This window comes from Marinilabilia rubra, from assembly GCF_003121985.1.
Taxonomy (GTDB): Bacteria; Bacteroidota; Bacteroidia; order Bacteroidales; family Marinilabiliaceae; genus Marinilabilia; species Marinilabilia rubra.
Genome location: NZ_QEWP01000025.1, coordinates 22,131 through 48,497, shown reverse-complemented (window position 1 = coordinate 48,497; position 26,367 = coordinate 22,131). Strand labels below are relative to the sequence as shown.

The window sequence follows — 26,367 nt, the reverse complement described above, 5'->3', positions numbered from 1 at the left end:
CGAAAAAACAGATATACAAAGGGCTAGCAAGGTTCGGTCGACAAAAGGATTGATAGTTCATGCCTTTGGTCGTTTATCTGCTGCTTTTTTAAACTATGCTTTCAACCCTTGATTCACATGAATAAAACGATTCTATTAAACAGTCGCCCTGTGGGCAAGCCCAAACCTGAAGATTTTAAAATTGTTTCAGCCGAATCTGAAAAACAGCTTTCGGAAGGTGAAATGCTTTTGAAAACCATGTACGTATCAGTGGATCCCTATTTGCGAGGCAGAATGACAGATGCTGATTCATATATTCCGTCATTTGAGTTAAACCACCCAATTGAGTCAGCTATTGTGGCAGAAGTTTTAGGTTCTGAGAACAAGAACTTCAGTGAAGGGGATATTGTAACTGGTTTGTTGGACTGGAAAAAAGAACAGATTTCCGATGGCAAAGATCTGATGAGGGTAGATCCTGATCAAGCACCGCTCTCAGCATATCTGGGTGTGCTGGGAATGACTGGTTTAACGGCTTATTTAGGGTTAATGAATATCGGTAAACCTAAAAAGGATGAAACACTTGTTGTTTCCGGTGCTGCAGGCGCTGTTGGGAGTATCGTTGGTCAAATTGGAAAAATTTTGGGTTTACATGTTGTTGGTATTGCCGGCTCTGATGAGAAAAATGAAATGCTAAAGCAGGACTTTGGTTTTGATGAAACCATTAATTATAAAACCACACAGGATATAACCAAAGCCATTGCTGATGCTTGTCCCAAAGGAGTTGATGTTTACTTTGATAATGTGGGTGGCTCTGTTTCAGATGCCGTAATGTTTAACATCAATAACTTTGCACGGATTGTTAATTGTGGTGCTATCTCATTATACAATGCCACTGAGATGCCTCACAGTATTAGTGTTCAACCTTTTTTGATTCAAAAACGGGCTCTGATGCAGGGTTTTATTGTTATGGATTATGCTTCTCAATTCCCGGAAGCCATCGGTCAGTTGTCACAATGGCTAAAAGAGAAAAAGCTGAATTATACCGAAACCGTTGTTGAAGGATTTGACAATATACCACAAGCGTTTATAGATCTTTTTGATGGTAAGAATAAAGGGAAAATGGTGGTCAAAGTTTAAGTTGTTCTTCCTTGAGGACAATTTACTGCGATATTTCCCCCAAATGTGTTAATTTTGCAGCTTCAAAGTACAAACTGCATAAAACTGAAATCACATGGTCCTTTTCTTTCAGGGGGATAACCGCCAAATATTGGCTGTTGGTAGTAAAGCCCCCCTTTCTCAACCTGATTTGGAAAAATTAAACTGGCTTTTTGAAGGTGCTCGTTTGGCGGATGAACCAAAACTTGATGGCTTTTTTGTTGGGCCACGTCAGGAGATGATCACCCCCTGGAGTACAAATGCTGTTGAAATCACCCAAAATATGGGGATCAAAGGCATTGAGCGCATCGAAGAGTTTTTTTGTACCGATGATGAAGATGCCGAATTCGATCCTATGCTTCAGGTACTTTATAAGGGGCTTGATCAGGAGATTTTTCACATTAATAAAGAGCCCGATCCAATCGTGTATATTGAGGATATAGAGGCTTACAATCAAAAAGAAGGTCTCGCTCTTAATGCTGAAGAAATTCAATATCTCAATGAATTGAGCATCAGGCTTGGACGAAAATTGACCGATAGTGAAGTATTTGGTTTCTCCCAGGTTAATTCGGAGCATTGTCGACATAAAATATTTAACGGCACCTTCATTATTGATGGTGAGGAGAAAGATAGTTCTCTTTTTCAGTTGATTAAAAAGACCTCAAAGGTCAATCCTAATTATTTGGTTTCGGCTTACAAAGATAACGTTGCTTTTATTGAAGGTCCTGTTGCCAAACAGTTTGCTCCAAAGCGTCAGGATACCGCTGATTTTTTTGAAGAGAAGGACATTAATACCGTACTATCACTGAAAGCAGAAACGCATAACTTTCCAACTACTGTTGAGCCTTTTAATGGTGCTGCGACGGGTTCGGGAGGTGAAATCCGTGACCGACTGGGGGGTGGGCAAGGAAGTTTGCCCCTTGCCGGAACCGCTGTTTATATGACCAGTTACAGTCGTCTGGAAAGAGGACGCGAATGGGAGGAAAAGTTTAAAGCCCGACCATGGCTTTATCAAACTCCTGAACAAATACTCATAAAAGCATCGAACGGAGCCAGTGATTTCGGCAACAAATTTGGGCAACCGCTTATTTGTGGTTCTGTACTTACCTTTGAGCATTTCGAACATTTCCACAAGTTTGCTTTCGATAAAGTTATTATGCTTGCAGGAGGTATTGGTTTCGCCAAAAAAGAGCATAGTTTGAAATCCACACCTGATAAAGGCGATCAGGTGGTTGTACTTGGTGGTGATAATTACCGGATTGGAATGGGGGGAGGAGCTGTATCTTCGGTGGCTACCGGAGAATATGCCAATGCCATTGAATTGAATGCTGTTCAGCGCTCCAACCCCGAAATGCAGAAACGTGCCATGAATGCTATCCGTGCCATGGTTGAAGGGGATGAAAACCCAATTGTTTCTATTCATGATCATGGAGCCGGAGGGCATCTTAACTGTTTGTCTGAGTTGGTTGAAGAAACCGGCGGAACCATTCATCTGGATAAGTTACCTGTTGGAGACCCCACTTTATCTGCACGAGAAATTGTTGGTAATGAGAGCCAGGAACGTATGGGACTGGTTATGCACGAGAAGGATGTTGAGAACCTCAAAAAGGCTGCTGACCGTGAAAGGTCTCCAATGTATGTGGTTGGTGAAACCACCGGTGATATGCAGTTTAAGTTTGAAGATGACAAGGGCAATGCGCCTATCGATCTTCAATTGGCAGATATGTTTGGTAATCCGCCAAAGACTGTCATGAATGATGAAACTGTTAATAATAAGTTTGAGGAAATAGAATATTCGGTTGATCAGGTTGAGAAATATCTTGAGTCTGTTTTACAATTGGAATCTGTAGGTTGTAAAGACTGGCTGACCAATAAAGTGGATCGCTCTGTGACAGGAAAAGTAGCCCGTCAACAGTGTATTGGAGAAATGCAGTTGCCTTTGAGCAACCTGGGAGCTACTTCCATTGATTATACCGGCACAAAAGGAATGGCTACTTCCATTGGTCATGCTCCCGGAGTAGCTCTTGTTGATGCTGCTGCAGGTTCTGTTATTTCAGTGGCCGAATCGTTAACCAATATTGTTTGGGCGCCATTAACACATGGCATTAAGGGTATTAGCTTGAGTGCTAACTGGATGTGGCCTTGTCGGAATAAAGGAGAAGATGCTCGTTTATATGAAGCAGCAGAGGCTGTAAGTGACTTTGTCTGTGATCTGGGAATGAACATCCCTACCGGAAAGGATTCTTTGTCCATGACCCAGAAATATCCCGACGGGGAATCAGTGGTATCCCCGGGGACCGTTATCATCAGCGCAGCCGGGGAAACAGAGGATGTTAAAAAGATTGTAACACCTTTACTTAAAAAGGATGTAAATACTCACTTGCTGCACATTGATCTTTCTTTTGACAGCTTGAAGCTTGGTGGTAGCAGTTTTGCTCAAGTTATTAACAAGCTTGGCAATGAAGCTCCAACAGTAACTGATTCAGAATATTTTAAAAATGGTTTTGAAGCCATTCAAAAACTGATCAGGGAAGACCTTGTTCTTGCCGGTCATGATGTTTCTGCCGGAGGATTAGTGACTGCCTTACTTGAAATGTGTTTTGCCAACAAAGAATTTGGAGTTGATGCCGATCTTTCGGAGATGGAAGAGAAAGATCCTGTCAAGCTGCTTTTCAGCGAGAATCCTTCAGTTGTGATTCAGGTGGCTGAATTGGCGACAGTGTCAAAAATTCTGGATGATGCCGGAATTCAATTTAGTGTAATTGGTAAACCCTCACAGAACAGAAATGTAACCGTTAAAACGGAAGCCAAAACCTTTAGTTTTGATATTGATCACCTGCGTGATGTTTGGTACCGCACTTCATACTTGCTGGATCGTGATCAGAGTGGAGCAGAGAAAGCCAAAGAGCGCTTTGAAAACTATAAATCACAACCTCTTGAGTTTAAGTTTCCAAATAATTTTTCAGGCACTGAAAAATCCCTGGATATTGAGAACCCAAAGAGAACTGCCAGAGCTGCCATTATACGAGAGAAAGGAGTCAATGGAGACCGTGAAATGGCTTTTTCGCTTTACAAAGCCGGATTTGCTGTTAAGGATGTCCATATGACTGACCTTATATCAGGGCGTGAAACCTTGGAAGAGATTGATTTTATAGTATTTGTAGGTGGATTCTCAAATTCTGATGTTTTGGGGTCTGCCAAAGGGTGGGCTGGTGCTTTCTTGTACAACGAAAAAGCAAAAAAAGCTTTGGATAATTTCTATGCCCGTCCCGATACGATGAGCCTTGGAATCTGTAATGGATGTCAGTTGATGGTTAATCTGGATCTTGTCAATCCCGAACACAATAAAAAAGCCAAAATGCTTCACAATGATTCCCATAAATTTGAATCAAACTTTGTGACCATGCATGTTCTGGAAAATGATTCTGTTATGCTCAAGTCGTTAGCTGGCTCTCAGATTGGAGTCTGGATTGCACATGGTGAAGGGAAATTCAATTTGCCTATGGAAGAAAGTGCTTATCAGATCCCCGGCAAATATGGTTATGACGTTTATCCGGCCAATCCTAATGGGAGTGACTATAATGCTGCTGCTATCTGCTCTAAAGATGGTCGTCATCTGGCAATGATGCCTCACCTGGAGCGGGCTGTTTTTCCATGGCAATGGGCATATTATCCTGAAGACAGAAAATCTGATCAGGTGACCCCATGGATGGAAGCTTTTGTAAACGCCAGGAAGTGGATCGAAGAGAAGAAGTAAAATGTAATTAAAGGAAGAAGACGTCCGGTAATGGATTTTCTATAACAAGTTTGAAGACGCACGGTTCCGTTTCTCCTAAAGGGAGGTTGTAAAGATGCTCGGCCGTGCGTCTCTAATCTTAAATCTTTCCTGACTGCCGTGAGGAGGCAGGTATCTAAAAATCTAACGATCTATTGATTGGTAAGGAATCCAAAACCCTTTCTGGCAGGAACCTATTTCGTTGGGCGCTAAAAATAAACTTCAGCATGAATGTTTTCTGAGGCAATCCCTTGGTTTTCAAGGATGTCATAAGTATCATGAATCATGCCGGAGTTCCCACAAAGGTAACACTGTGTTTCCGGACTTACAGGGTTCTCTTCAAGGTAGTGCGTTACACGGCCAAAATAGGATTCATCGCTTTTTTGACGTGAAGTGCAAGCAATATACCTTGATGGTTCGTAAAAGTCAAAATCGTATCTTTCTGATAAATTTCTTACTCCATGGATCAATTTATAGTTGAGGTTGGGAGTAGTTTTTATAAAACTGTGGAAGGGGGAAATACCTGTTCCACTGGCTATTAATAATAGTTTTTGGTCTGGTTTTATATTTTGAGGTAATGAAAAGTAACCAACGGGTTCTTCAACAATTAGCATATTTCCCGGCTTTTGCTTTTTTAGAACAGGGGATATAAAACCATCGGTAACTTCTTTTACAAGAATGTCAAGATATTCATCATTTTCTCCACTGTAAACCGAATATTCTCTTGTATGAATGCTGTTAGCGGGGCCCACATTAATGTGCTGTCCCGCTTTGAAATTAACCCCGTTCTTTTCCAGTCTGACAATAAAAGTGGAATCGTTTAGGTGAAGCATATCGACGATCTCATGAAGCTTTGTAGATATTTTATTGGCTTCTGATACTTCCATAGTTTTTGTTTTTGATTTGATTTTTAAGGAAACCGCTTGAAGGAAGAATGGTTCAAGAAAGCGGATAAAAAAATCCGAAAAGACCATGTAAGAAAGATGCATGATGCTGTATCCCAATAAAATGTTAGGAAAACAGACAAAGGAGAGATCTTTTTTGAAAAATTAATATTTGGAAAACGTCAACAAATTGTATAAATTTTAGTTTTGTTAATGCATAATCTTTAAGTTTCAGAAATGATATACTCCAAATACAGGTCTAAAGAATTAAGTTGGCTCTTCTTTAACGAACGTTTACTGCAAGAGGCATCAAAAAAGGAGGTGCCTCTGATTGAGCGGATTAAGTTTCTGGGTATTTACTCCAATAATCTGGATGAATATTTCAGGGTGCGTGTGGCTTTGCTAAAGCGACTTGTTCAGTTGGGTAAAGACACTGAATTTGATGGCACCTCACCAAGAAAAACACTTAAGGAAGTCAATCGTCTCGTTAGAAAGCAGGGAATTGAATTTGGACGGATTTATGAGCAGATCATAAAAGAACTGGAAGCTCACAATGTCTATATGCTGGATGAAAAATCTCTGAACGAAAAGCAGGGAGAATATGTAAGAAGGGTTTTTGAGCATAAAGTCCGTCCAAAATTAATGCCTATCATAATTTCAAAAAGACGACCGTTACCTGATTTGAAAGATGATGCCATTTATCTTGGTGTAATATTGAGAAAAAAAGATACCGGAAAATCTGTTTATGCATTAGTAGAGGTTCCGGTGGATGCGTTAGGGCGTTTTTTTATTGTGCCTTCAAGTGAACGTTCTACTTGCATGCTTTTGCTCGACGATGTTATTCGTTACGAGTTAAAAGACATTTTCTACATGTTTGAATTTGATGAGATAGGTGCCTACACTTTTAAACTCACCCGTGATGCAGAGCTGGATATAGACGATGACATTTCGGAAAGTTATGTTAGTGCTATTGCGCAAAGTCTGGAACGAAGAAAAGATGCTCCGCCGGTTCGTTTTGTATTTGACAAGGAGATGCCCGAAGATCTTTTGGAGATTCTGTTGCGAAAGCTTCATTTTACCAGGGATGATGCCATTATTCAGGGAGGAAGATATCATAACTTCAAAGACTTTATGGATTTTCCCAAAATAGGAGGAACTGACATGGTGTACAATCCTTTGCCACCTATTCGTCACGAATCCTACCCAAATGGTCAGTCTGTTTTTCCGGTTTTACATGAAAGAGATATTCTTTTGCATTTCCCGTACCATTCCTTTCTGCATTTTATTGATTTTTTAAGGGAGGCAAGTATAGATCCTTTGGTAAGTGATATAAAAATAACCATTTATCGTGTGGCCAAGCACTCTAATGTTATGGATGCTCTTGTCAATGCTGCGCGCAATGGGAAAAAGGTAACTGTGGTGTTGGAACTTCAGGCAAGATTTGATGAACTTCATAATATTAAATGGGCCAATAAACTTCAGGACGCCGGAGTTAAGGTGATATATGGCGTTAAGGGGCTTAAAGTTCACTCCAAACTTTGTTCGGTTGTCCGAAAGGAGGGAAGCCACTATAAAACATATGCATGTGTAGGAACCGGTAATTTCAATGAAGATTCAGCAAAAGTCTTTAGTGATCACTTGTTGATGACAGCACACGATGGCATTGCCCGTGAGGTTGCTGCTGTTTTTGAGTTCTTTGATAAGAACTATCGGATTGCCCGTTACAGTCATTTATGGGTATCCCCGTTTTATCTGAGAAAGAAATTCAATGAGCTTATCAATAAAGAAATACGTATTGCAAAGGAAGGTGGCGAGGCCCGGCTTTGGATTAAGGTAAACAACCTTGCCGATTACCGTACCATCAGGAAGCTTTATCAGGCCAAAAGGGCAGGAGTGGATGTAAGGCTGAATGTGAGAGGAATGTTTAGTCTGATGCCTGATTTTGATAAAAACTCAGAACCTATACCTTCCATTGGTCTTATTGATCGGTTTCTCGAACATAGTCGCTTTTATGTGATAGGAAAAGGGGAAAGAGAGCGAATTTATATTGCATCAGCCGATCTTATGTCACGTAACATGGACAGGCGGGTTGAAGTGGCTTGCCCTATTTATGACAAGTCACTTAAAAAGCAATTAAGAGACATGTTTAAAATTCAGTGGAACGATACCAGTGCAGCAAGAATTCTTGATAATGAATTAAATAATCATCTTAATAAGCCTGTTGACGGAGAGAAACCTTTTCGTTCGCAAATTGAATTTTACAAATACCTGAGCAATATAAACCAACATCTTGAACCGGATATTGAAAAAATTGAAGAAACGGCTTCCAAAACCTGATGATTGTTGTTTTTTACAGAAGATGCTCATTGTAACTTTGTACTAAAAGTTAAGGGGGATTCCAAGCAAGATTGTATTTGGGCCCCTTTCCTTTTTTAATGATCTGTCAATTTTTTTATAGGTTATAAATCTGATTTTATCATCGGTCAGGATAAAACTATCAACTGTATGGAAACAATGAAAGCTCTTGTAAAGGCCAAACCTGAAAAAGGCATTTGGATGAAAGAAGTTCCAATTCCAGAACCCGGTCATAACGATGTTATTATTAATGTCACAAAGACTTCTATTTGCGGCACCGATTTACATATCTACAAGTGGGATGATTGGGCACAGAAAACCATAAAAACGCCAATGACCATTGGACACGAATATGTGGGATATGTTGCGGCTGTGGGGTCAGAAGTGACCAATGTTAAAGAGGGGGACCGGGTTACCGGAGAAGGTCATATCGCTTGCGGACATTGTCGAAACTGCCGACGCGGACGCCAGCATATTTGCGAAAAAACGGTTGGAATTGGAGTAAATATTGATGGGGCCTTTGCTGAGTATGTCAAAGTTCCATCTAATAACGTTATGAAAATTAATTCCAAAATTCCTGATGAGATTGTTTCCATTATGGATCCTTTCGGGAATGCCACCCATACTGCTCTTTCTTTTCCCCTTATTGGAGAAGACGTATTGGTGACCGGGGCCGGGTTAATTGGGAGTATGTGTGTGTCAATTGCAAAATTTGCAGGGGCAAGGTATGTCGTAGCTACTGAAATGAATGAATACCGTGCCGATCTTGCCCGAAAAATGGGAGCCGATCGCGTTGTTAACCCCCAAAAAGAAAACCTTGAGGATGTTACTAATGAGTTGGGGATGATTGGTTTTGATATCGGATTGGAGTGTTCGGGAGCTCCCGCTGCTTTCAATCAATTGCTTGCCAATATGTATAACTCGGGTAAAATTTCGCTGTTGGGAATTTTGCCTCCTTCCACCGTAGTCGACTGGAATACCATTATTTTTAAAGGATTGATGTTAAAAGGTATATATGGTCGTGAAATGTTCGAAACCTGGTATCATATGGAGCAAATGCTGATGTCAGGACTCGATTTGTCGCCTATGATTACCCATCGTTTCCATGTTGATGACTTTCAAAAAGGATTTGAAATAATGGAAGAGGGTAATTGCGGGAAAGTTATCTTAAATTGGGATTGAATAAATTTATAGATTAAGGTCGAGGTTAAGGTTGAGTTTAAGTATCGAATTTCTCAACCTCAATCTCAACCTTATCCTCAAAGGTTTTATTTTACTGTCCAAAGGACTCCCAACGCCATTCCACCGAATGTGCTGTTCCACGGGTTGCTGGTAATCGGGCAGGTACCCCCGTTACATCCTATAAAATAATAATAACCATAACCCAAAAGAGCTCCCGCAACTATTCCAATCGCAATACGCGCCCACCTTGGTATTTTTTTATTTTCTTTGTTTTCCATTTTTATTATTTTCTTTTGCATGCTATTTGTAAACAAAAAATAATAAGAAATTTTGCTGTTTTCTTATATTTTGATTTTACAAATATATTTAAAAATATAGATATTTAAAATAGTCTCTTATGGTCAGGACGGTGTATTTTATTATTATTCTGTTATCAATAACTTTTGGTTCTCTTAAAGGGCAAAGCAAAGAATTTCAAAAATTGCAAGATGTCTGGAACCGTTTTATTAACGCAGATGATAATGAAAAGGATTTTAGATCCGTTTCATTCCTTAATTATCTGGAGCAGGAACTTCAGCACAATGAAGCATTTATAGACCATCTTGAGGAGTTGCCCGAATGGCAAAGAATTGATACCAATGGAGGTTTTTCGCTGCTCGCCGCGTATGTTTCTTTCGAATACCGTCCCGATCGAATTTATTACTGTCTTTGTTCCACGGCTAATGGCAATGCCCGGGCATTGGTTAAGGAGTCGACTATTGATATTGACCAGGAGCATGCCCAGATTGTTTTGAATAATATGGATGTGACTGATTCTGACATAGCATCAGTAGAAATAAAGCATGGCAAAGAATTACTCTTCAATATACCTGATATTAAAACCGCTCTTTTAGTCAGGCGTTTGTCTGAGCAGAGGGGCGGGAAGGTTGCTTTCGAGGTTTCTGATTCATTGGAAAACAGAGTTTCTGCCTTACTTTCCAATTCAGAATTATTCGGAAATGATTTTTCAGGTCTGGAAGGATTATCCACATTAATTTCATCCGATCAGCGAGTGAAAATTGTGACCTGGAATGTGGAAGAAAGAATGGGAGAGCACTTCTTTTATGGAGTTTTGGCAGTGAAGAATGAAGATGGTGGAATGGTAAACGTTTTTCAACTCAAAGACAGGCGCAAGGATATTTCTACTCCTGAATATGCTGTTTTGAACACTTCCAAATGGTTTGGAGCAGTCTACTATCAGATGGTTTCTCAAAAGTATAAAGGCGATATGTACTACACACTTTTGGGCCATAATGGAAATGATGCTTTTTCGAAGTTAAGAATAGTGGACGTCTTAAGTTTTTCCAAACGAGGAACACCTAAGTTCGGCGGTTCTATATTTGAAATAAATGGCCGCACCAAAAGAAGACTGGTTTATGAATACAGCAATCAGGCTAATATGATGTTGCGCTTCGATGAAAGAGAAGAGCTTATCGTATTGGATCATCTTGCACCTATGGAGCCTATGTATGAAGGTGACAGAAGTTATTACGGACCTGATTTTTCATACGATGCTCTGGAGTTTAAGAAGGGAAAATGGGTCTTGATTGAAAATGTTGAACTGAGGAATCGCTAATTGTATTGCATTTGTCTTGAATTAATGTAATTTTGCAAGCATTGATACAGGTGCTGTTGTGCCTAACAGGGAATCCGGTTAAATTCCGGAGCTGTACCCGCAGCTGTAATCCCATTTTTATTACTGTAACATTCACGCCACTGTCAATTAGAATATCAGTTATTTAACCTACTGATAATTGTTAATTGGTTATTGATCATTGAAAAAGACGGGAAGGCGTTACAGTTTGGGAGAGCCAGAAGACCTGCCTGATCAAGAAATATTTAACCAATAAAAGCTTTCGGGAGAAAAAGTGATGGTACAAAGAACTTTCTTGTGGGTGTTGGCCCTTGTAATAATTGTTTTATCCGCTTGCAATTCAGATAAAAAACAAGATCCGGTAAAAAATCTTTTTGGAAATCAAGAACCGGATTCGGTTTACACTCCTTTTTATGCCAAAGGTTTCTCAATTTCATATTTTGGTGATAATAAGTTAATTGAAGTTTATGACCCCTGGGATTCTACACGGGCAGGTTCTCTATTTGTGGTGGGAGATGAAACGACTCCTGAAAAATTCAGAAACTCGCAAATTCCTTTCATCGAATTCCCTGTAACCAATTGGGCGGCATTTTCATCCACGCAAGTTGTTTTTGCCGAGAAAATCGGGATGCTTGAAACATTGAAAAGTGTTGCTGAGCCTCAATATATTTCCAATTCTTATATTCAGGAACGCCTTAAAAAGGATGAGGTTAGGAATGTTGGAATGGCTAATGCAGCGGATGTTGAAGTCTTATTGGAAGTTTCACCTCAGTTTATCTTCGTGTCTCCCTTTAAAGATAACCGATACAGCCATCTTGCGGATGCGGGACTTTTACTAATCAATGATGCCAGTTATCTTGAGACAAGTCCTTTGGGCAGAGCAGAATGGCTTGTGTTTTTCAGTGCTTTTTTTGACAAAGAAAAAGAAGCAGTCTCCATATTTAAAGAAATATCTGAAAGATATAATTCGATTACCGGCAAAGTATCAGAAACAAATATCAGACCTACGGTTGTAACCGGCACACTTTTTAATGCTATATGGTATATGCCGGCCGGAGAGAGTTACATGGCTCGTCTCTTTAATGATGCCGGAACGTCCTATGAATACTCTGACAGGGAAGGAACCGGGTCTTTGGGATTAGACTTTGAAACGGTTTTTAATGATTTTCATGACAGTGATTATTGGATTTTCACTGTTAATCATGCCGGACAGTTTACCAGGGATGATCTTCTGCAAATGGATGAACGTTATGGTGATTTCCATGCCTTTAAAGATGGCAAGATCATATTTAGTAATACCCATCACTCTCTGTTTTATGAAAAAGGGATTATCGAACCAGATGTTGTTTTAAAGGATTTGGCAGCTTCTCTGCATCCCAATCTATACCCCAATTATGAAGCAGTATATTTTGAATTTTTAAACGAATAATTGATGCGGAAGCCTTATATATATTTTCTTAAAGGGCGGCAACTGACTTTTTTTTTAATTTCCGGATTAATTATTCTGTCCATTGCCTTATTTCTGCTCAATTTAATTTTTGGATCTGTTAATATTCCGATCAATGAGGTGGTTAAAATTCTTTTGGGTAATGGATCAACGGAGGAGAGTTGGAGATTAATTGTACTGAAGAGTCGTTTACCACAGACGGTTACAGCAATATTGGCTGGTGCCGGATTAGCGGTTGGTGGACTTCAGATGCAAACTTTGTTCAGAAATCCTCTTGCCGGCCCATCCATTTTGGGAATTAGTTCGGGAGCGGGCCTGGGCGTGGCTTTGGTATTGTTACTGGCCGGCAAAATAGGAGGCGTTGCTTTGAGTCATTTAGGCTGGACGGGCCATTTATCTGTTGCGCTCGCTGCTTTTGCTGGGGCTTCGTTGATATTGACACTGGTTTTGTTTTTGTCCCGGCATTTAAAAGATAATGCCATGCTTCTCATTGTCGGCATTATGGTTGGCTATGCTGCCTCTGCCTTAGTGGGGATATTGAAATTTTACAGTATGAAGGAAGATGTTCATGCTTACGTAATATGGGGGCTGGGAAGTTTTTCAACGGTTAGCTGGTCGCAAATGTGGGTGCTTTTCCCGATTGTTGTGCTTGGGTTATTTGGTTCTTTTTTCCTGGTAAAGCCATTGAACGTAATGCTTTTGGGAGAGCAGTATGCCGGCAATTTGGGAATTAACATTTCACTTTCCAGATTGTTGATTATATTATGTACCGGTCTATTAACCGCAACTATAACAGCCTTTTGCGGGCCCATTGCATTTTTGGGCTTAGCAGTACCTCATTTAACGAAGGGACTGTTTCGCACCTCCGATCATAAGGTCTTATTGCCGGCTGTTGTCTTTGCAGGGATGACAGTAGCACTTTTTTCCAATTTGATTGCTCGTCTCCCCGGATTTGACGGAGCTTTACCTATTAATGCAGTAACCAGCATGATTGGTGCGCCTGTAGTGATTTCAGTAATATTGAAAGGACGAAATTTGAGAACTCCCGGTGTCTGAATTAGAATGTGAAATTGTTCGTTTTAAAATAGAAGCCCTGAAACAAAATTTATACTAATCACCATGTCTATTGGCTCATATACTAATATCTAACCATCTAGTCAGTATGGAACCTAAAGGTCAATCATTAATATCAACACAATCTCTTTCGATTGGGTACAATAATGCCCGTCAGGGAATCAAGGTACTTCATTCCAATATTAATGTAAAACTGGGAGCCGGAGAATTTGCATGTCTTTTAGGTCCAAATGGTTCCGGCAAATCAACTCTTTTACAAACCCTTTGTGGCTTTAATCCTGCTTTGGGAGGAGAAGTTTTTATCGATGGCAGATTAATCGACACTATTTCTAATCGTGAGATGTCATTTCTTTCAAGTGTTGTTCTTACTGAACGGATTGCTGTGTCGAATATGACTGTTTTAGATCTCGTTTCACTGGGACGTACTCCTTATACTGGTTTTTTTGGCCGGTTGAAAAGCAGTGACCATCAATTGGTGGTAGAGAGTATTAAAGCTGTTGGCCTTGAGGGGTTTGAAGATCGATTGGTCACCAATATGAGTGACGGGGAGCGTCAAAAAGCCATGATTGCCAAGGCGCTCGTTCAGGAAACTCCCCTTATCATGCTTGATGAACCTACGGCCTTCCTTGATTTACCCAGCCGTATTGAAATTATGCACCTACTTCGGAAACTGGCTCATGAACGAAATAAAGGCATTTTATTATCCACTCATGATCTTGATTTAGCGCTCCAAATGGCTGATAAAGTCTGGCTTTTGGCTGAAGGGCGTGATATGGAAACAGGTACACCAGAAGACCTGGTACTTACCAATGAGTTCAGGCATTTCTTTGAACGGGAGGGAATTTTATTTGATAATGATACCGGACAGTTTACCATTGAGAAACAAAAAGTAAAGACCATTCGCATTGTGGGTACCGGTGTTGAATACAAATGGGTCAGCAGAGCCCTGGCGCGTCGTGGTTTTGCTGCCTCGGATGAACCATTTAGTGGTTTTCAGGTGGAAATCAAATCTGATGGACAACGGCAATACTTGCTCACAGGTCCTTCGGGAAAAACTCATAAATTACGCACCATCGAAGACTTGCTGGCACAATTGGATCATGAAGAAGCTACTTTTCTGACAGATTAGTACGTACGGCTGTCTATCTGTCAGTCCTGTCCCTTTGGCACAGCCTTTGTTTTTTCCGGGATGGAAATTCTGTATAATCAATTTAAACAAAAATAGCTATGCAAAAAGGGAAAATTGGTATTAGTACCGAGAACATCTTTCCGATTATTAAAAAATATCTCTACTCAGATCATGAGATCTTCCTGCGTGAGTTGATTTCCAACGCTGTGGATGCTACTCAAAAACTGAATACTCTGGCCCGTATTGGCGACTACAAAGGAGAAGTAGGCGATACCACTATCCGTGTTTCAGTAGACGAAGAGAAAAATACCATCACTATCTCTGATCGTGGAATCGGTATGACAGCTGATGAGATTGAGAAGTATATCAATCAGGTGGCTTTTTCCGGTGCTAATGAATTCCTGGAAAAATATAAGAATGATGCCAATGCCATTATCGGGCATTTTGGGATGGGATTCTATTCTTCTTTTATGGTTTCCGAAAAAGTGGAAATCCATACGCTTTCACATAAAGAAGGTTCTCAGGCGGTAAAATGGGAATGCGACGGAAGTCCTGAGTATACTATTGAAGAAATCGACAAGAAGGAGAGAGGAACAGATATCGTTCTTTATATTGACGACGAAAACAAAAACTTTGTCAGCAAGGATGAGATCAATCGCCTGTTGAAGAAATATTGTGGATTCCTCCCTGTTCCTGTGGCATTTGGTAAGAAAACCGAGTGGAAAGACGGAAAAGAGGTTGAAACTGATGAAGAGAATATCATCAATGATACCAATCCGTTATGGACACAGGCTCCTTCAAACCTGAAGGATGAAGATTACAATAAGTTTTACCGTGATCTTTATCCAATGGCCGAGGATCCATTGTTTAACATTCACCTGAATGTGGATTATCCTTTTAATCTGACAGGAATTCTTTATTTCCCAAAGATTAAAAACAATATTGAGGTTCAGCGCAACAAGATTCAGCTCTACTGTAACCAGGTTTATGTTACTGATTCGGTAGAAGGAATCGTTCCTGAATTCCTGACATTGCTTCACGGTGTTATTGACTCTCCCGATATTCCCTTGAACGTGTCGCGTTCTTATCTTCAGAGTGATTCAAACGTTAAGAAAATTTCCAGCCACATTACCAAAAAGGTTGCTGACCGGCTGGATGAGATTTTCAAAACAGAGCGTCAGTCTTTTGAAAACAAATGGGATGATCTGAAAATTTTCATTGAATACGGTATGTTGACCGATGAGAAATTTTACGATCGTGCTCAGAAATTCGCTCTTCTGAAAAACACCGATGGCAAATTCTTTACTTTCGACGAGTACAAGAATATCATTAAGGATAGTCAGACTGATAAAGACAATCAGCTTGTATATCTTTATGCTACCGATGCTCAGGATCAGTTCTCCTTCATTGAGGCAGCTAAAAACAAAGGTTATGATGTGTTGCTGATGGATGGTCAATTGGATACCCATTACATAAACCATTTGGAGCAGAAGTTTGAAGGTGCCCGCTTTGTACGTGTTGACAGCGATGTGCCTGAAAAACTTATCCCAAAAGAGGAACAAACCGAGTTAAAGCTTACTGAGGCAGAAAAAGACAATCTGACAACCATCTTCAGCTCTCAGGTTCCCAATATGGAGAAAGCTAACTTCGTAGTTTCCTTTGAAGCGCTTGCAGCCGATGATAAGCCTGTTATGATTACACAGCAGGAGTTTATGCGTCGTATGAAAGAGATGAGTCAAAATGGTGGCGGACCAATGGCTTTCTATGGTGAAATGCCCGACAGCTACAATTTGGTTGTTAACGGAAACCATGAATTGATTCAGCGTGTTGTAAAAGATTGCGAAGAGGCAGTAGGAGAAAGCGTGAGCAGTTTGCGCGGTAAAATGGAAAGTTTGGAAAGTCGTAAAAGCGAACTGGAAAAATCTAAGGAAGACAAGAAAGAGGAAGAAGTACCTCAGGCAGAAAAAGAGGAACTTGAAGATGTAGAAAAGAAAGTTACCGAATTGCGCGGTAAAAAGGATGAAGCTCTTCAGGGATTTGCTTCCAAAAATAAACTGGTTTCTCAGCTTATTGATCTCGCATTACTTTCCAATAATATGTTGAAAGGTGAAGCTCTCAATCGTTTTGTAAAAAGAAGTATTGATCTGATATAATCAGGTACTGATATATTTGTTAAGAGGGGTAATTTCTTAGGGAGTTACCCCTTTTTTTTTGCCAGGAATTTGAAAGATTCCTGGTTTCGAGTTAAGTGAAGAATGTCAGGTAGGCTGCCGCTATTTTCTCCTTGTGAAAATCAACAAAAAAGTAAGCATAGCCGTAGCTACGGGAGTCTTTTTTTTGAGAGGCACAGGTTAGAAAAAGTAAGGCTTGGGCTGTCAGATTAGGCTTGACTTGACATTACAATGCATGGCTCTTCCCGGAATGATGAGAAAACAGCCGGGACTGAATAAAAATTGAGCTAATGTGGATTTGCTTTCAGGAGTGGTCAAAAGAAGCATTGGGGGAGACTCTTTCATAAAGTCCATACCATGAACTTAAAGGGAAGGTCAGGTGAATTGCAAGTTGCCTGATCTTCCCTTTTTTTTTTGTTCCAACTAATCCATTTCAAGTATGGTCTTTTTGATGATCTCTATTGCCTCTCTTAGTTCCTCTTCATTGATAACGAGGGGGGGAGCAAAACGGATAATGTGCTGATGAGTTGGCTTGGCAATTAAGCCATTTTCTTTCATGGCAACACACACATCCCATGCTTCCTTCCCATCTTTAGGTTTGATGACAATGGCATTCAAAAGGCCTTTGCCTCTTACCAAATCCACCATTTCTGAATCGATTTTTTTCATTTCTTCCCTGAAGATCTTACCCAGCCTTTCAGCATTTTCTTCCAGTTCTTCATCTTTAATGACCTGAAGAGCTTCCATGGCTACTTTGCAGGCCACGGGATTGCCCCCGTAGGTAGATCCATGTTCGCCGGGTTTGATAACCAGCATTATGTCATCATCAGCTAATACCGCTGATACCGGATAAACACCTCCCGAGATGGCTTTTCCGAGAATCAGAACATCGGCCCGAACACACTCATGATCACATGCAAGCATTTTCCCTGTGCGCGCAACCCCAGTTTGAACTTCATCGGCAATAAATAAAACATTGCTGGCTTTACACATTTCATATGCTTGCTTTAAAAAACCGTCATCGGGCACATAAACGCCGGCTTCACCTTGAATGGGTTCTACCAGGAAACCTGCCACATTTGGATCCTTTAGTTCTCGTTCCAATGCTTTAGTATCGTTGTATGGGATTGTGACGAATCCGGGTGTGTATGGTCCGTAACCTTTATAACTGTCCGGGTCTGTCGACATGCTTACGATGGTGATTGTACGCCCATGGAAATTACCTTCACAAACTATTATTTTTGCTTGATTTTCAGGAATACCTTTCTTATCGTAGCCCCATTTACGGCAAAGCTTAAGAGCTGTTTCGTCCGCTTCCGCACCTGTGTTCATCATCAGGACTTTGTCGTAACCGAAATACCTGGTTATATATTCTTCAAATTCGCCCAATACATTGTTGTAAAATGCCCGGGAGGTTAGTGTGAGTTTTGAGGCCTGTTCATTAAGTGCTTTAGTGATTCTTGGATGGCAATGGCCCTGGTTAACGGCAGAATATGCAGACAGGAAATCGAAATATCTTTTCCCTTCTACATCCCACACAAAAATTCCTTCTCCATGCTCCAATACAACTGGAAGAGGATGGTAATTATGGGCGCCATATTTTGATTCGCGTGCGATGTAATCGTTTGTGCTCATTGGTGTTTTCATAAACGCAGACTTTTTAATAATGTAGATTTTTTTGATTGCTCACTGGTCACTAAAATAAGGAATTCTGTGCCACTAAAAAGCTGAAATTTATCAGTGAGGATGTTAAATTGTTAGTTTTCTACTTGTATAATAGTCAGTGTGTGATCAGATTTTTGATGTGAATAATTTGTAACCGCGCTTACAAATTAAAAGGCCATGTTGAGAGAGAGGTTTATCCGTCTTCCGGTGAGATAATTGGGAACTGCATATTGCCTGTCTTCTACATCACTGACCCAGTAATACGAAATGGTATTGCTGATGTCAAACAAATTGAAAATCTCCAGACCAACCCAGAAGTCTTTGATGATTTTTTGTTGCGTATTTCTTCTGAGCCAGGGCATCAGGTCTTTAGAGAATCCAATGTCCACCCTGCGGTAAGGAGACATTCGATAAGTGGCCAAATAGCGGGGTGACCGGGGAGGACCAAACGGCAAACCCGAGCCATAGAAAAGGCTTAGATGTACTTTAAAGGTTGGATTATTGGGAAAGTAATCCTGAAAGAAAAGGGAGAAGTTAACTCTCTGATCTGAAGGCCTTGGTATGTATCCAGGCTCGCCCGGCTTTTCCCAGGTGTCGCTTTCCAGATCCTCTTCAGTTTTCAGGAGAGATAACGTCGCCCAGGATTCTGTGCCCGGAACAAATTCACCGTGAAGTTTGAAATCAATACCTGCCGCATAGCCTTTTGCCTCATTTTTTCCGGTGTATTGAATGCGCACATTGTCTACCTTGTAGGGTGTCAGGTCAAACATGTGTTTGTAATAAATTTCTGTGGAGAATTTAAAAGGGCGGTCGAAAATGGAAAAGTAATGGTCCAATCCCCCCAGTATTTGTCTGGATTTTTGAGCAGTAAGAGTATTAACCTCACCCGATTTTGGTGGACGATATTCTTTATAGAAGGGAGGCTGATAATACCATCCGCCACTGAGCCGGAATCTCGTATTGGGGGTTGCAAAAGGTAGTAGGGTTACCTGAAATCTGGGCGTAATGTGGAGCTTTTCTTCTCTATCGGAATAAATAAAGCGGCTGCCATAATTGAGGCGTATTTTTCCCCATTCTGGTGAAAAGGTTGTCTGATGAGCTGCATATGCTTTTATGTGTTGCGTTTGCATTTCAATTTCTGCATTGCGGCTGTAGCTGAGTTCCAGTTCTGGATTCCGGGGAATGGAATAACCAGCCGAATCAATCAGTTCCCATTCATTTATTCGATCTTTAAAATTTTCGCTTTTAAGATCTACTCCCCAGTTGAGTGCGTTGTTTTTACTGAATACATGGTCTCCTTTTAAGGAAATTGAAGTGACGGTTGCCAACAGGTCATTTCTGGCATGTTGAAGGTATTCTCCAACTCCGATGTTTGTGGCTGATTCTTCTCCGTTTAACCCCGCTATTTCCTGAAGCCAGTATGCTCCTGCAATGTCAAATGCTTCTTCTTCAAGTGCCCGGTAATGGCTGGCCTGTAATTTATATTTATGATCTTTAGAAGGAGTGAGGTTCAGTTTAACGGCGCCCATACCTGTTTTAAACCGGTCATTTTCCTGACCCGCAAAATAGATTTTCAGTCGTTTAACATCACTCATAGTTCCAAAATCGGTTTCCCGATCGGAAGGTTTAAATTGGTAGTGGTTGAGTGCATAGTACCCCAAGCCCTCTATTGAAAACTTTGAGTTGATATGGTACGTGACAAAGGCTTGCGCATCTATAAAGGAAGGATTATAATCTCCTTTTGTGTCTAAAGATCCAAGCAGATAACGGTTGGTTTTATGGCGAATTCCTGTAAGCCAGGTGACTTTGCCTTTTTTTAATGTGCCTTCTGCATGAGCACTCATACCCAGTAAGTTGATGTTGGCACTTGCTGCCGTAGAATCTGGTGTTTTATAGTTTACATCCAAAACGGAACTCATTTTATCACCGTAACTAACCCCAAAACCACCGGATGAAAAGTATACAGATTTTACCAGGTCGGGGTTCACTATGCTCAATCCTTCCTGCTGGCCGCTTCGAACCAATTGTGGGCGATGCACTTCAAATCCGTTCAGGTAAACCAGATTTTCATCAAAGTTTCCTCCACGCACACGATATTGGGTGCTCAACTCATTATTGGATGATACACCCATTTGCGAGCGCACCAGTCCTTCGATGGCGTATCCCGCAGGTGACGGTAATTTGGTTGATAAATCAGGTGTGATTTTTTGAACTGTTTGATCGTCTCCTGCATCAACTTTTACTTCTACTTCCTTTACCTCCCGTACCCGTGCTTTCAAGGTAACTTTCAAGGTGCTTTCTTGAAGTTCAGAAGGGGTGACAGATGTTTCATTAGGGATGTATTCAATGTGCGAGAATTGCAGCAAAACAGGAAAGGGGGGGGTGACCAGGATTTGAAATTCCCCGTTTTCATCCGATGTGGTACCCAAAGATCTACCTGCAACAATGATATTGACCAATTCTACGGGATCTCCTGCTTCCGACAAAATCTGTCCCTTAATATTGAAATTATCCTGGCCGTAACCCTTGATAGTACTGAGGAGCAGAATAAATATGGAAAGAAGAATAGGTTTTAGCTGCATAAACTTATACGGTCGATTAATTAAATGGCTTTTTAAGGGTATTACGAACAACGCAAAAATAAACAAAATATTGGCATGAAACCGATTAGATTTATGTAGAGAATATGGCTATATTTATCCTCTCTCTATTTAAGATTGTGAGTTTGTCAAACAGCTGAAATATTGATGTTTAAATGGGTTCTTTGAAAGCCTGGAAATTGGTTTTTTTCAATCTTTTTTTGTAAATTTGAAGAATGGAAAAGAAAGTAATTGAAACCAATAACAACTTTTTGGATACTGATGACAGAGTCTCAAAAGTTGTAGATTCAGTGGTGGAATCCTTTGCTATTGAAGGAATTGTTTTTTCAGAAGAAGAACTAAGAAAACTGATTGCTGATTTCCGGGAAGAAATCAAAATACGAGTCGAATAATTTTTTCCATTTGAACATAGTTCTCGTTTGCTGCAGCTTGAACACCCTTGATGTAAGCTTCAAAATTGTTTTCCATGATTTTGTTAAAATCCAAAAAATCATGGCCTTGCCTGGCTGCCATTAAGTTGGCTAAAACCCTAGCTGTCCGTCCATTTCCTTCCCGAAAAGGGTGTATGTAAAGCAATTCAGCATGTATCTTGGCAATGTCTTTTATTAAATCATCATCAGAATTATAGGATAGAGGCAAAGGAGAAAGAAATCTTTCTTCAAAGTCGTCCATTATTTGTGGGAGAAATCTGGCAGTTGGAAACATAAAACCTCCTTTGGCCATGTTAACATGTCGTAACTTGCCGGCAAAATCATAAATATGAGACAAAGCCAGACGATGAATTTTTAAAATATAAGCAACATTAAACCTTGTGGTATCGGTTAATTCCTCCAATAGCCGAAACTGGGTTTTAAGAAACCCTGAGAATTCCAGTTGGTGAAGTTGCCTAGGGTCAGTGATGCCTTTTTTGTTGTGTAATATAACATCCTTATCCTCTTCCTCCGGAACATAGTATTTATCGTATTTTTCTTTTTTCATGCTGGTTAGATCTTTTATGGTCTTTGCAAGAAAACTCCGATAACTGCGTTACGCTCATCTTACTTGCCAGTCATTTACAGAAGTAAACTACTGACAATTAAAACTCGCAAGCTTTGTTCTCGAAGTTTTCTTATCAAAGCTTTCGAAAAAAAGAGGGTTTTCTTGCAGGCACTATTTAAGTAAAGCTTCGGGACTACCGATCTTATAATGTCTCACAAGTTATCATTTTTGTTTTCAAAATACCACTAGGAACTGCCTGAAAAGACTTTTTATTACTGAGTGGTTAGTTTTGGTCTTATTTTCTGATAATTATTGCATTACAAATGCTATTGATCAAAGTAAATAACATTTTTTAGCATCTCGCAAGAACAGAATTTTTTAATTGGTAATGTTTTAAAGTGTAAGAAATGGGATTCTAAAGAGTTAAAATTTAAATTGTTGAGTGTTTTGTTTACCTCTTAAAATGTGTAGTTAACCTATATTTTACGGTCATTCACAAATTAATCCCCCATTGCGTCAATTTTAATGTTAATTTATGAATTGTAATTGGATAAAAGTGCTCAAAACTATGTTTGTTGATTTCTGGAATTAAAATGAATAGATTGAGGTTGAAATAAAAATATAGTGTGCCTGGAAAACAACTTGATTGATATATATGAAGAGAGAATTACAATTAAAGTCAAAAGAAGATTATAATGGGAATAACCGAAAACCATTAGCCCCATTAAGTTGTATTGCTATTGATGATGATTCGTTTTCATTATCCGTTCTGGAAAAGCATTGTTCCAAACTTCCTTTTTTGGCTCTGAAAGAGGTTTTTGATAATCCTCTTGAGGCGCTCAATCATTTAAAAAATAATCAACCTGACTTGGTGTTTCTGGATATTAATATGCCGGAGGTTTCAGGGATTTCTATCGCCCGAAAACTTCAAGGCCAGAGTATGGTTATTTTTACCACTTCCCATAAGGATTTTGCTCATGAAGGTTTTGAATTGGATGCTGTAGATTTTCTTCTCAAACCCATTGAATTCGACCGTTTTTATCAGGCAATTTCCAAAGCCAAGGAACACAAAGACTTTCTTGAGTTGAAAGAGAAGGTTGAAGCCGATTATGATTATATTATCATAAAAGAAGATTATCAAAATGTGAAAATTAAGTTATCAGATATTTTATTCATTGAGGCTTTGGATAATTATGTAAAAATACATACTACTCAAAAAACTTATATGACTCTGAGAAATTTGAAATCCATGGCAGGTCATTTGTGTTCAAGAAACTTTATGCGGGTCCATAAATCCTATATCGTATCTCTTAATCATATTGATTATTTCTCAAGAGATCAGATACATATAAATGATTCTGTAATCCCCATTGGCCGTACTTTTATGAAGAAATTCAGAGAAGAGATTCAAAACTGATTTTACTTTTCACCATTACTTTTTTGCAGTTAGCAATTTTTTCCGGCATTTGCTTTTAAAGGATTCTAATTTGCTTTTAGAATTATTCAGGGCCCTTGTTCATTTTATAGTTAATTATTTTTTCTGATAGATCGTAGATCTTGTTCAAATTGATTTTGACTTCTTTTTCTTCTATTATTGAGCGAAAAACAATAAGATATCAAATGGTTTTTTTGAACTGCCGATTTATGAGAAAAAATAAAGTTTTAATTTATTTAACCTAAAAATAGTTAGTCATGAAAAAATTATTTTTAATTGTTGGTGTACTCGCAATGTCTGCGGGAGTTGTTTTTGCTCAGGGAAATGATGCATCCATTGACCAAACTGGTGATGACCATAGTGCTACAATCGAACAGGTTGGAAGTATGAATGAGTCCTTTGTTGTTCAAACAGAAGGAACTGAAACACCCGATGGAACTGTGGCCGTTGCAGATATTTATCAAGAAGGGGATGCGAACTACGTAAATTTAAACCAAAGAGCATTTTATGGTTCTGTGAATAGTGAAGCACTCATCGATCAAGTTGGAGATGACAATACCGTTATGGGTGTTAATGAAGGAGACGCCTGGTATCAGAACCAGACTGGTGGCTTATTAGATGTTTGGATGAAAGGCGATCGTAACACTCTTCGTTCTTTAAGAACAGAGGCTCAGAAAAACAAGAACTATTTAACACTTGATATCGAAGGAAGTGATAATGATGTTGCTGCAGCCCAGGAATTTGGCGATGCCGACATTGATATTACCGGTGGCGAAAACACTGTTTCCTTATGGCAAATGGCTGGAGCTAATTTTGATGAAACGCTGTTTAATACTGCAGATGTGGATGTAGTAGGTGATGTTAATACAATTAATGTTAGTCAGGTAAGTACTTCCAATAATGCAGTTGTAGATATAATGGGAGACAATAATAGTGCTACCGTTACTCAAACCTCTTTTTAATTGAATTGATAACACAAATCGAGAAAAGTTTGATTATGAACTTTTCTCGATTTTTTAGCCTAATATTCAAAAGAATACCTTTAAATTAAGCAGTTATGAAAAAGATTTTTTTATTATTTTGCATTCTTTCTCTATCCCTAGGAGTAGCTCTTGCGCAAAATACTTCTGTACATGATCAAACAGGCGATGATAACCAGGCCACAACAACACAAACCGGGTCTAATGACGCAACAGTAACTCAGATGGGTGACGAAAACACTGCTACCCAAGATCAGAATGGTGCAGGTAATGTTGCTGACATTATTCAGTCTGGAGCTGGATCTACTGATGTTAATACCTATGATAATGAGGCAGATCAAACTCAGATGGGAGATAATAATTCAGCATCCATTGATCAACAAGAAAAAGGAGATAACGTTGCTTCACAAACGCAAAATGGGGATGATAATACTGCCACAATTATGCAGCGGAATCCTTGGGGAGCAGCTACTCCAGGTAACGATCATACTCAAACTCAGACTGGGAACTCCAACACCGCAAAGGCCAATGCTTTTAACGGCGATAATACTGGTTCACAAACACAAGATGGAGATGGTAACTGGTCATTGCTTCAGCAAGCTCAGAATGGTAATGTAGCTACTCATTATCAGGAAGGTGATGATAATTACACCTTCTCTTTTCAGGGTAACGGAGCTAATGATGCACAACTTACTCAGATAGGAGATGAAAACATTGCTACTGCCAATCAATCGGGTGATGGCAACTTCTTGCGGGTAAACCAAACTGGAAATGCGAATAATGCCGGGAATGTTCCTTATTGGACAGACGAAAAAGGTGTTGAACAGGTGGGAAATAACAATGAAGTACAGTTTGATCAGGACGGAAACTTAAACAATCATTTCATTTACCAGGAAGGTGACTACAACTATGGTGATGTTTGGGCCACTGGAAATGAGAATACAGGTACTATCAAGCAAATTGGTAATGAAAATACAACCGGGGAATTTGCTACAGGCGGAATTCGTCAAATAGGATGGGACAACCATGCTGAAATAGACCAAAAAGGCGGCAACCAAACTGCATTTGTTAAGCAGGAAGGAATGTTGAATAAGGCAAAGGTAAAACAGTTTACTGATAATTTTGGTCCTCAGGTATCCGATGTTCTGCAGGATGGTGAAGAAAATGTAGCCACCGTTGAAATGAACCAAACCGGTGTTGGTAATACTACTTTAAACACTGCTTTTGTTCAGCAGGTTGGTAATATGAATAAATCTGACCAGAAAGTGAATGCTCCGGGATATAACAGCGGTCAGACTGTTACTGCCTATCAAACCGGCAATGAAAATGATGCAAAACAATACATTTTAAGTGGCTATACCGAATCACTTTATGTAGAGCAAATGGGTAACCGCAATGTTGCCAGGCAGATGGCTACAGGTGGTGGACATAATCATGGTGAGATAATTCAAACTGGTGATGACAACAACGCCAAGCAGGAGCTTTCCGGAAATAATAATGGTTACATGGGAGCTGACCTGAAAATTACTCAAACCGGTAATGAAAATGAAGCTGAGCAAGACTTTAATGGTTCAGGCGGATTAGGTCATAAAAACAATGGTACCATTGTACAAACAGGTAATGAGAATGATGCATTTCAAGTTGCCGATGGACGTGACCTCGATCTTCAGATTACACAAACTGGTAATATGAACTTTGCTGATCAAGTTTCTACAGGTGAAGGAAGTGTAGGTATCATTGTTCAAGATGGATCTTCCAACGATGCCTACATGAGCCAGACAGGTGATCTCAATACTGGAAATATTAACCAGGCTGGAGATGGAAACTGGTCCTCAGTTACTCAAAATCCATAAAGTCATCTCTTTAATTCAAAAGGGGGGGGAGAGGAATGATAAGTTCCTTTCTTTCCCATTCATCTTAAAATA

General features: G+C 39.8%; 18 protein-coding genes and 1 riboswitch. Of the genes, 13 read left to right on the top strand and 5 right to left on the bottom strand.

Going from position 1 to position 26,367, the window contains the following annotated elements; genetic code table 11:
• Positions 1–117: 117 nt before the first annotated feature.
• Both DDZ16_RS18975 and purL read left to right on the top strand, forming a co-directional pair.
• Positions 118–1,116: an NADP-dependent oxidoreductase gene (locus DDZ16_RS18975; protein WP_232526820.1), complete on the top strand. Its 999-nt coding sequence runs from the start codon at positions 118–120 to the stop codon at positions 1,114–1,116.
• A gap of 94 nt (positions 1,117–1,210) precedes the next feature.
• On the top strand, positions 1,211–4,891 hold the full coding sequence (gene purL, locus DDZ16_RS18970; RefSeq protein ID WP_109266060.1) for a phosphoribosylformylglycinamidine synthase: 3,681 nt from the start codon (positions 1,211–1,213) through the stop codon (positions 4,889–4,891).
• 227 nt (positions 4,892–5,118) lie between these two features.
• Here purL and DDZ16_RS18965 read toward each other — a convergent pair whose 3' ends face one another.
• On the bottom strand, positions 5,119–5,796 hold the full coding sequence (locus DDZ16_RS18965; protein ID WP_109266065.1) for an FAD-binding oxidoreductase: 678 nt from the start codon (positions 5,794–5,796) through the stop codon (positions 5,119–5,121).
• A 234-nt stretch (positions 5,797–6,030) separates the two neighbouring features.
• Here DDZ16_RS18965 and ppk1 point away from each other — a divergent pair, with 234 nt between their 5' ends.
• The gene (ppk1, locus tag DDZ16_RS18960; protein ID WP_109266059.1) at positions 6,031–8,130 is read left to right on the top strand and encodes a polyphosphate kinase 1; all 2,100 of its coding nucleotides are present in this window, start codon (positions 6,031–6,033) and stop codon (positions 8,128–8,130) included.
• 168 nt (positions 8,131–8,298) lie between these two features.
• On the top strand, positions 8,299–9,330 hold the full coding sequence (gene tdh / locus DDZ16_RS18955; protein ID WP_232526819.1) for an L-threonine 3-dehydrogenase: 1,032 nt from the start codon (positions 8,299–8,301) through the stop codon (positions 9,328–9,330).
• Between the two features lie 86 nt (positions 9,331–9,416).
• Here tdh and DDZ16_RS18950 read toward each other — a convergent pair whose 3' ends face one another.
• Complete coding sequence (locus DDZ16_RS18950) at positions 9,417–9,629, bottom strand: DUF6132 family protein (RefSeq protein ID WP_109266058.1); 213 nt, start codon at positions 9,627–9,629, stop codon at positions 9,417–9,419.
• A gap of 98 nt (positions 9,630–9,727) precedes the next feature.
• On the opposite strand from DDZ16_RS18950, the gene DDZ16_RS18945 reads away from it, so the two are divergent.
• From DDZ16_RS18945 to htpG, 5 genes are all read left to right on the top strand, one after another.
• Positions 9,728–10,945: a hypothetical protein gene (locus DDZ16_RS18945; RefSeq protein WP_109266057.1), complete on the top strand. Its 1,218-nt coding sequence runs from the start codon at positions 9,728–9,730 to the stop codon at positions 10,943–10,945.
• A 31-nt stretch (positions 10,946–10,976) separates the two neighbouring features.
• Positions 10,977–11,211: riboswitch (cobalamin riboswitch) on the top strand.
• 29 nt (positions 11,212–11,240) lie between these two features.
• A complete protein-coding gene (locus DDZ16_RS18940) occupies positions 11,241–12,392 on the top strand; it encodes an ABC transporter substrate-binding protein (RefSeq protein ID WP_109266056.1) in 1,152 nt (383 codons plus the stop codon).
• A gap of 3 nt (positions 12,393–12,395) precedes the next feature.
• Positions 12,396–13,466 (top strand): iron ABC transporter permease, encoded by a 1,071-nt coding sequence (locus DDZ16_RS18935; RefSeq protein ID WP_109266055.1) that lies wholly within the window; start codon positions 12,396–12,398, stop codon positions 13,464–13,466.
• 106 nt (positions 13,467–13,572) lie between these two features.
• Positions 13,573–14,613 carry an ABC transporter ATP-binding protein gene (locus DDZ16_RS18930; protein ID WP_109266054.1) on the top strand — a complete coding sequence of 347 codons (1,041 nt, stop codon included), beginning with the start codon at positions 13,573–13,575 and terminating at the stop codon, positions 14,611–14,613.
• A gap of 98 nt (positions 14,614–14,711) precedes the next feature.
• Positions 14,712–16,766 carry a molecular chaperone HtpG gene (gene htpG / locus DDZ16_RS18925; RefSeq protein WP_109266053.1) on the top strand — a complete coding sequence of 685 codons (2,055 nt, stop codon included), beginning with the start codon at positions 14,712–14,714 and terminating at the stop codon, positions 16,764–16,766.
• 441 nt (positions 16,767–17,207) lie between these two features.
• On the opposite strand, the gene rocD is transcribed toward htpG, so the two are convergent.
• Together rocD and DDZ16_RS18915 are read right to left on the bottom strand one after the other, a co-directional pair.
• Positions 17,208–18,431 carry an ornithine--oxo-acid transaminase gene (gene rocD / locus DDZ16_RS18920; protein WP_109266052.1) on the bottom strand — a complete coding sequence of 408 codons (1,224 nt, stop codon included), beginning with the start codon at positions 18,429–18,431 and terminating at the stop codon, positions 17,208–17,210.
• Positions 18,432–18,616: 185 nt separating this feature from the next.
• Complete coding sequence (locus DDZ16_RS18915; protein WP_109266051.1) at positions 18,617–21,031, bottom strand: TonB-dependent receptor; 2,415 nt, start codon at positions 21,029–21,031, stop codon at positions 18,617–18,619.
• Between the two features lie 233 nt (positions 21,032–21,264).
• Between DDZ16_RS18915 and DDZ16_RS20800 the strand changes: the two genes are divergently transcribed.
• Positions 21,265–21,441: a hypothetical protein gene (locus DDZ16_RS20800; protein ID WP_158275713.1), complete on the top strand. Its 177-nt coding sequence runs from the start codon at positions 21,265–21,267 to the stop codon at positions 21,439–21,441.
• On the opposite strand, the gene DDZ16_RS18910 is transcribed toward DDZ16_RS20800, so the two are convergent.
• Positions 21,422–22,027, bottom strand: coding sequence for a Fic/DOC family protein (locus DDZ16_RS18910; protein ID WP_109266050.1), 606 nt, complete (start codon positions 22,025–22,027; stop codon positions 21,422–21,424). The two genes, DDZ16_RS20800 and DDZ16_RS18910, sit on opposite strands and share 20 nt — an antisense overlap.
• A 655-nt stretch (positions 22,028–22,682) precedes the next feature.
• Between DDZ16_RS18910 and DDZ16_RS18905 the strand changes: the two genes are divergently transcribed.
• The 3 genes from DDZ16_RS18905 (at position 22,683) to DDZ16_RS18895 (ending at position 26,295) form a co-directional block, all read left to right on the top strand.
• Positions 22,683–23,444, top strand: a complete 762-nt coding sequence (locus tag DDZ16_RS18905) for a LytR/AlgR family response regulator transcription factor (RefSeq protein ID WP_109266049.1) — start codon at positions 22,683–22,685, stop codon at positions 23,442–23,444.
• Positions 23,445–23,719: 275 nt separating this feature from the next.
• Positions 23,720–24,424 carry a curlin repeat-containing protein gene (locus DDZ16_RS18900; RefSeq protein WP_109266063.1) on the top strand — a complete coding sequence of 235 codons (705 nt, stop codon included), beginning with the start codon at positions 23,720–23,722 and terminating at the stop codon, positions 24,422–24,424.
• Between the two features lie 95 nt (positions 24,425–24,519).
• Positions 24,520–26,295 carry a hypothetical protein gene (locus DDZ16_RS18895; RefSeq protein ID WP_109266048.1) on the top strand — a complete coding sequence of 592 codons (1,776 nt, stop codon included), beginning with the start codon at positions 24,520–24,522 and terminating at the stop codon, positions 26,293–26,295.
• Positions 26,296–26,367: the final 72 nt, after the last annotated feature.

What these genes read in the sequence shown, in the direction of transcription:
- rocD (WP_109266052.1), bottom strand. Translation starts at nt 18,431, where the DNA reads ATGAAAACACCAATGAGCACAAACGATTACATCGCACGCGAATCAAAA.
- DDZ16_RS18930 (WP_109266054.1), top strand. Translation starts at nt 13,573, where the DNA reads ATGGAACCTAAAGGTCAATCATTAATATCAACACAATCTCTTTCGATT.
- DDZ16_RS18935 (WP_109266055.1), top strand. Translation starts at nt 12,396, where the DNA reads ATGCGGAAGCCTTATATATATTTTCTTAAAGGGCGGCAACTGACTTTT.
- purL (WP_109266060.1), top strand. Translation starts at nt 1,211, where the DNA reads ATGGTCCTTTTCTTTCAGGGGGATAACCGCCAAATATTGGCTGTTGGT.
- DDZ16_RS18945 (WP_109266057.1), top strand. Translation starts at nt 9,728, where the DNA reads ATGGTCAGGACGGTGTATTTTATTATTATTCTGTTATCAATAACTTTT.
- DDZ16_RS18940 (WP_109266056.1), top strand. Translation starts at nt 11,241, where the DNA reads ATGGTACAAAGAACTTTCTTGTGGGTGTTGGCCCTTGTAATAATTGTT.
- DDZ16_RS18900 (WP_109266063.1), top strand. Translation starts at nt 23,720, where the DNA reads ATGAAAAAATTATTTTTAATTGTTGGTGTACTCGCAATGTCTGCGGGA.
- DDZ16_RS18910 (WP_109266050.1), bottom strand. Translation starts at nt 22,027, where the DNA reads ATGAAAAAAGAAAAATACGATAAATACTATGTTCCGGAGGAAGAGGAT.
- DDZ16_RS18915 (WP_109266051.1), bottom strand. Translation starts at nt 21,031, where the DNA reads ATGCAGCTAAAACCTATTCTTCTTTCCATATTTATTCTGCTCCTCAGT.
- DDZ16_RS18950 (WP_109266058.1), bottom strand. Translation starts at nt 9,629, where the DNA reads ATGCAAAAGAAAATAATAAAAATGGAAAACAAAGAAAATAAAAAAATA.
- ppk1 (WP_109266059.1), top strand. Translation starts at nt 6,031, where the DNA reads ATGATATACTCCAAATACAGGTCTAAAGAATTAAGTTGGCTCTTCTTT.
- tdh (WP_232526819.1), top strand. Translation starts at nt 8,299, where the DNA reads ATGGAAACAATGAAAGCTCTTGTAAAGGCCAAACCTGAAAAAGGCATT.
- DDZ16_RS18895 (WP_109266048.1), top strand. Translation starts at nt 24,520, where the DNA reads ATGAAAAAGATTTTTTTATTATTTTGCATTCTTTCTCTATCCCTAGGA.
- htpG (WP_109266053.1), top strand. Translation starts at nt 14,712, where the DNA reads ATGCAAAAAGGGAAAATTGGTATTAGTACCGAGAACATCTTTCCGATT.
- DDZ16_RS18905 (WP_109266049.1), top strand. Translation starts at nt 22,683, where the DNA reads ATGAAGAGAGAATTACAATTAAAGTCAAAAGAAGATTATAATGGGAAT.
- DDZ16_RS18965 (WP_109266065.1), bottom strand. Translation starts at nt 5,796, where the DNA reads ATGGAAGTATCAGAAGCCAATAAAATATCTACAAAGCTTCATGAGATC.
- DDZ16_RS18975 (WP_232526820.1), top strand. Translation starts at nt 118, where the DNA reads ATGAATAAAACGATTCTATTAAACAGTCGCCCTGTGGGCAAGCCCAAA.
- DDZ16_RS20800 (WP_158275713.1), top strand. Translation starts at nt 21,265, where the DNA reads ATGGAAAAGAAAGTAATTGAAACCAATAACAACTTTTTGGATACTGAT.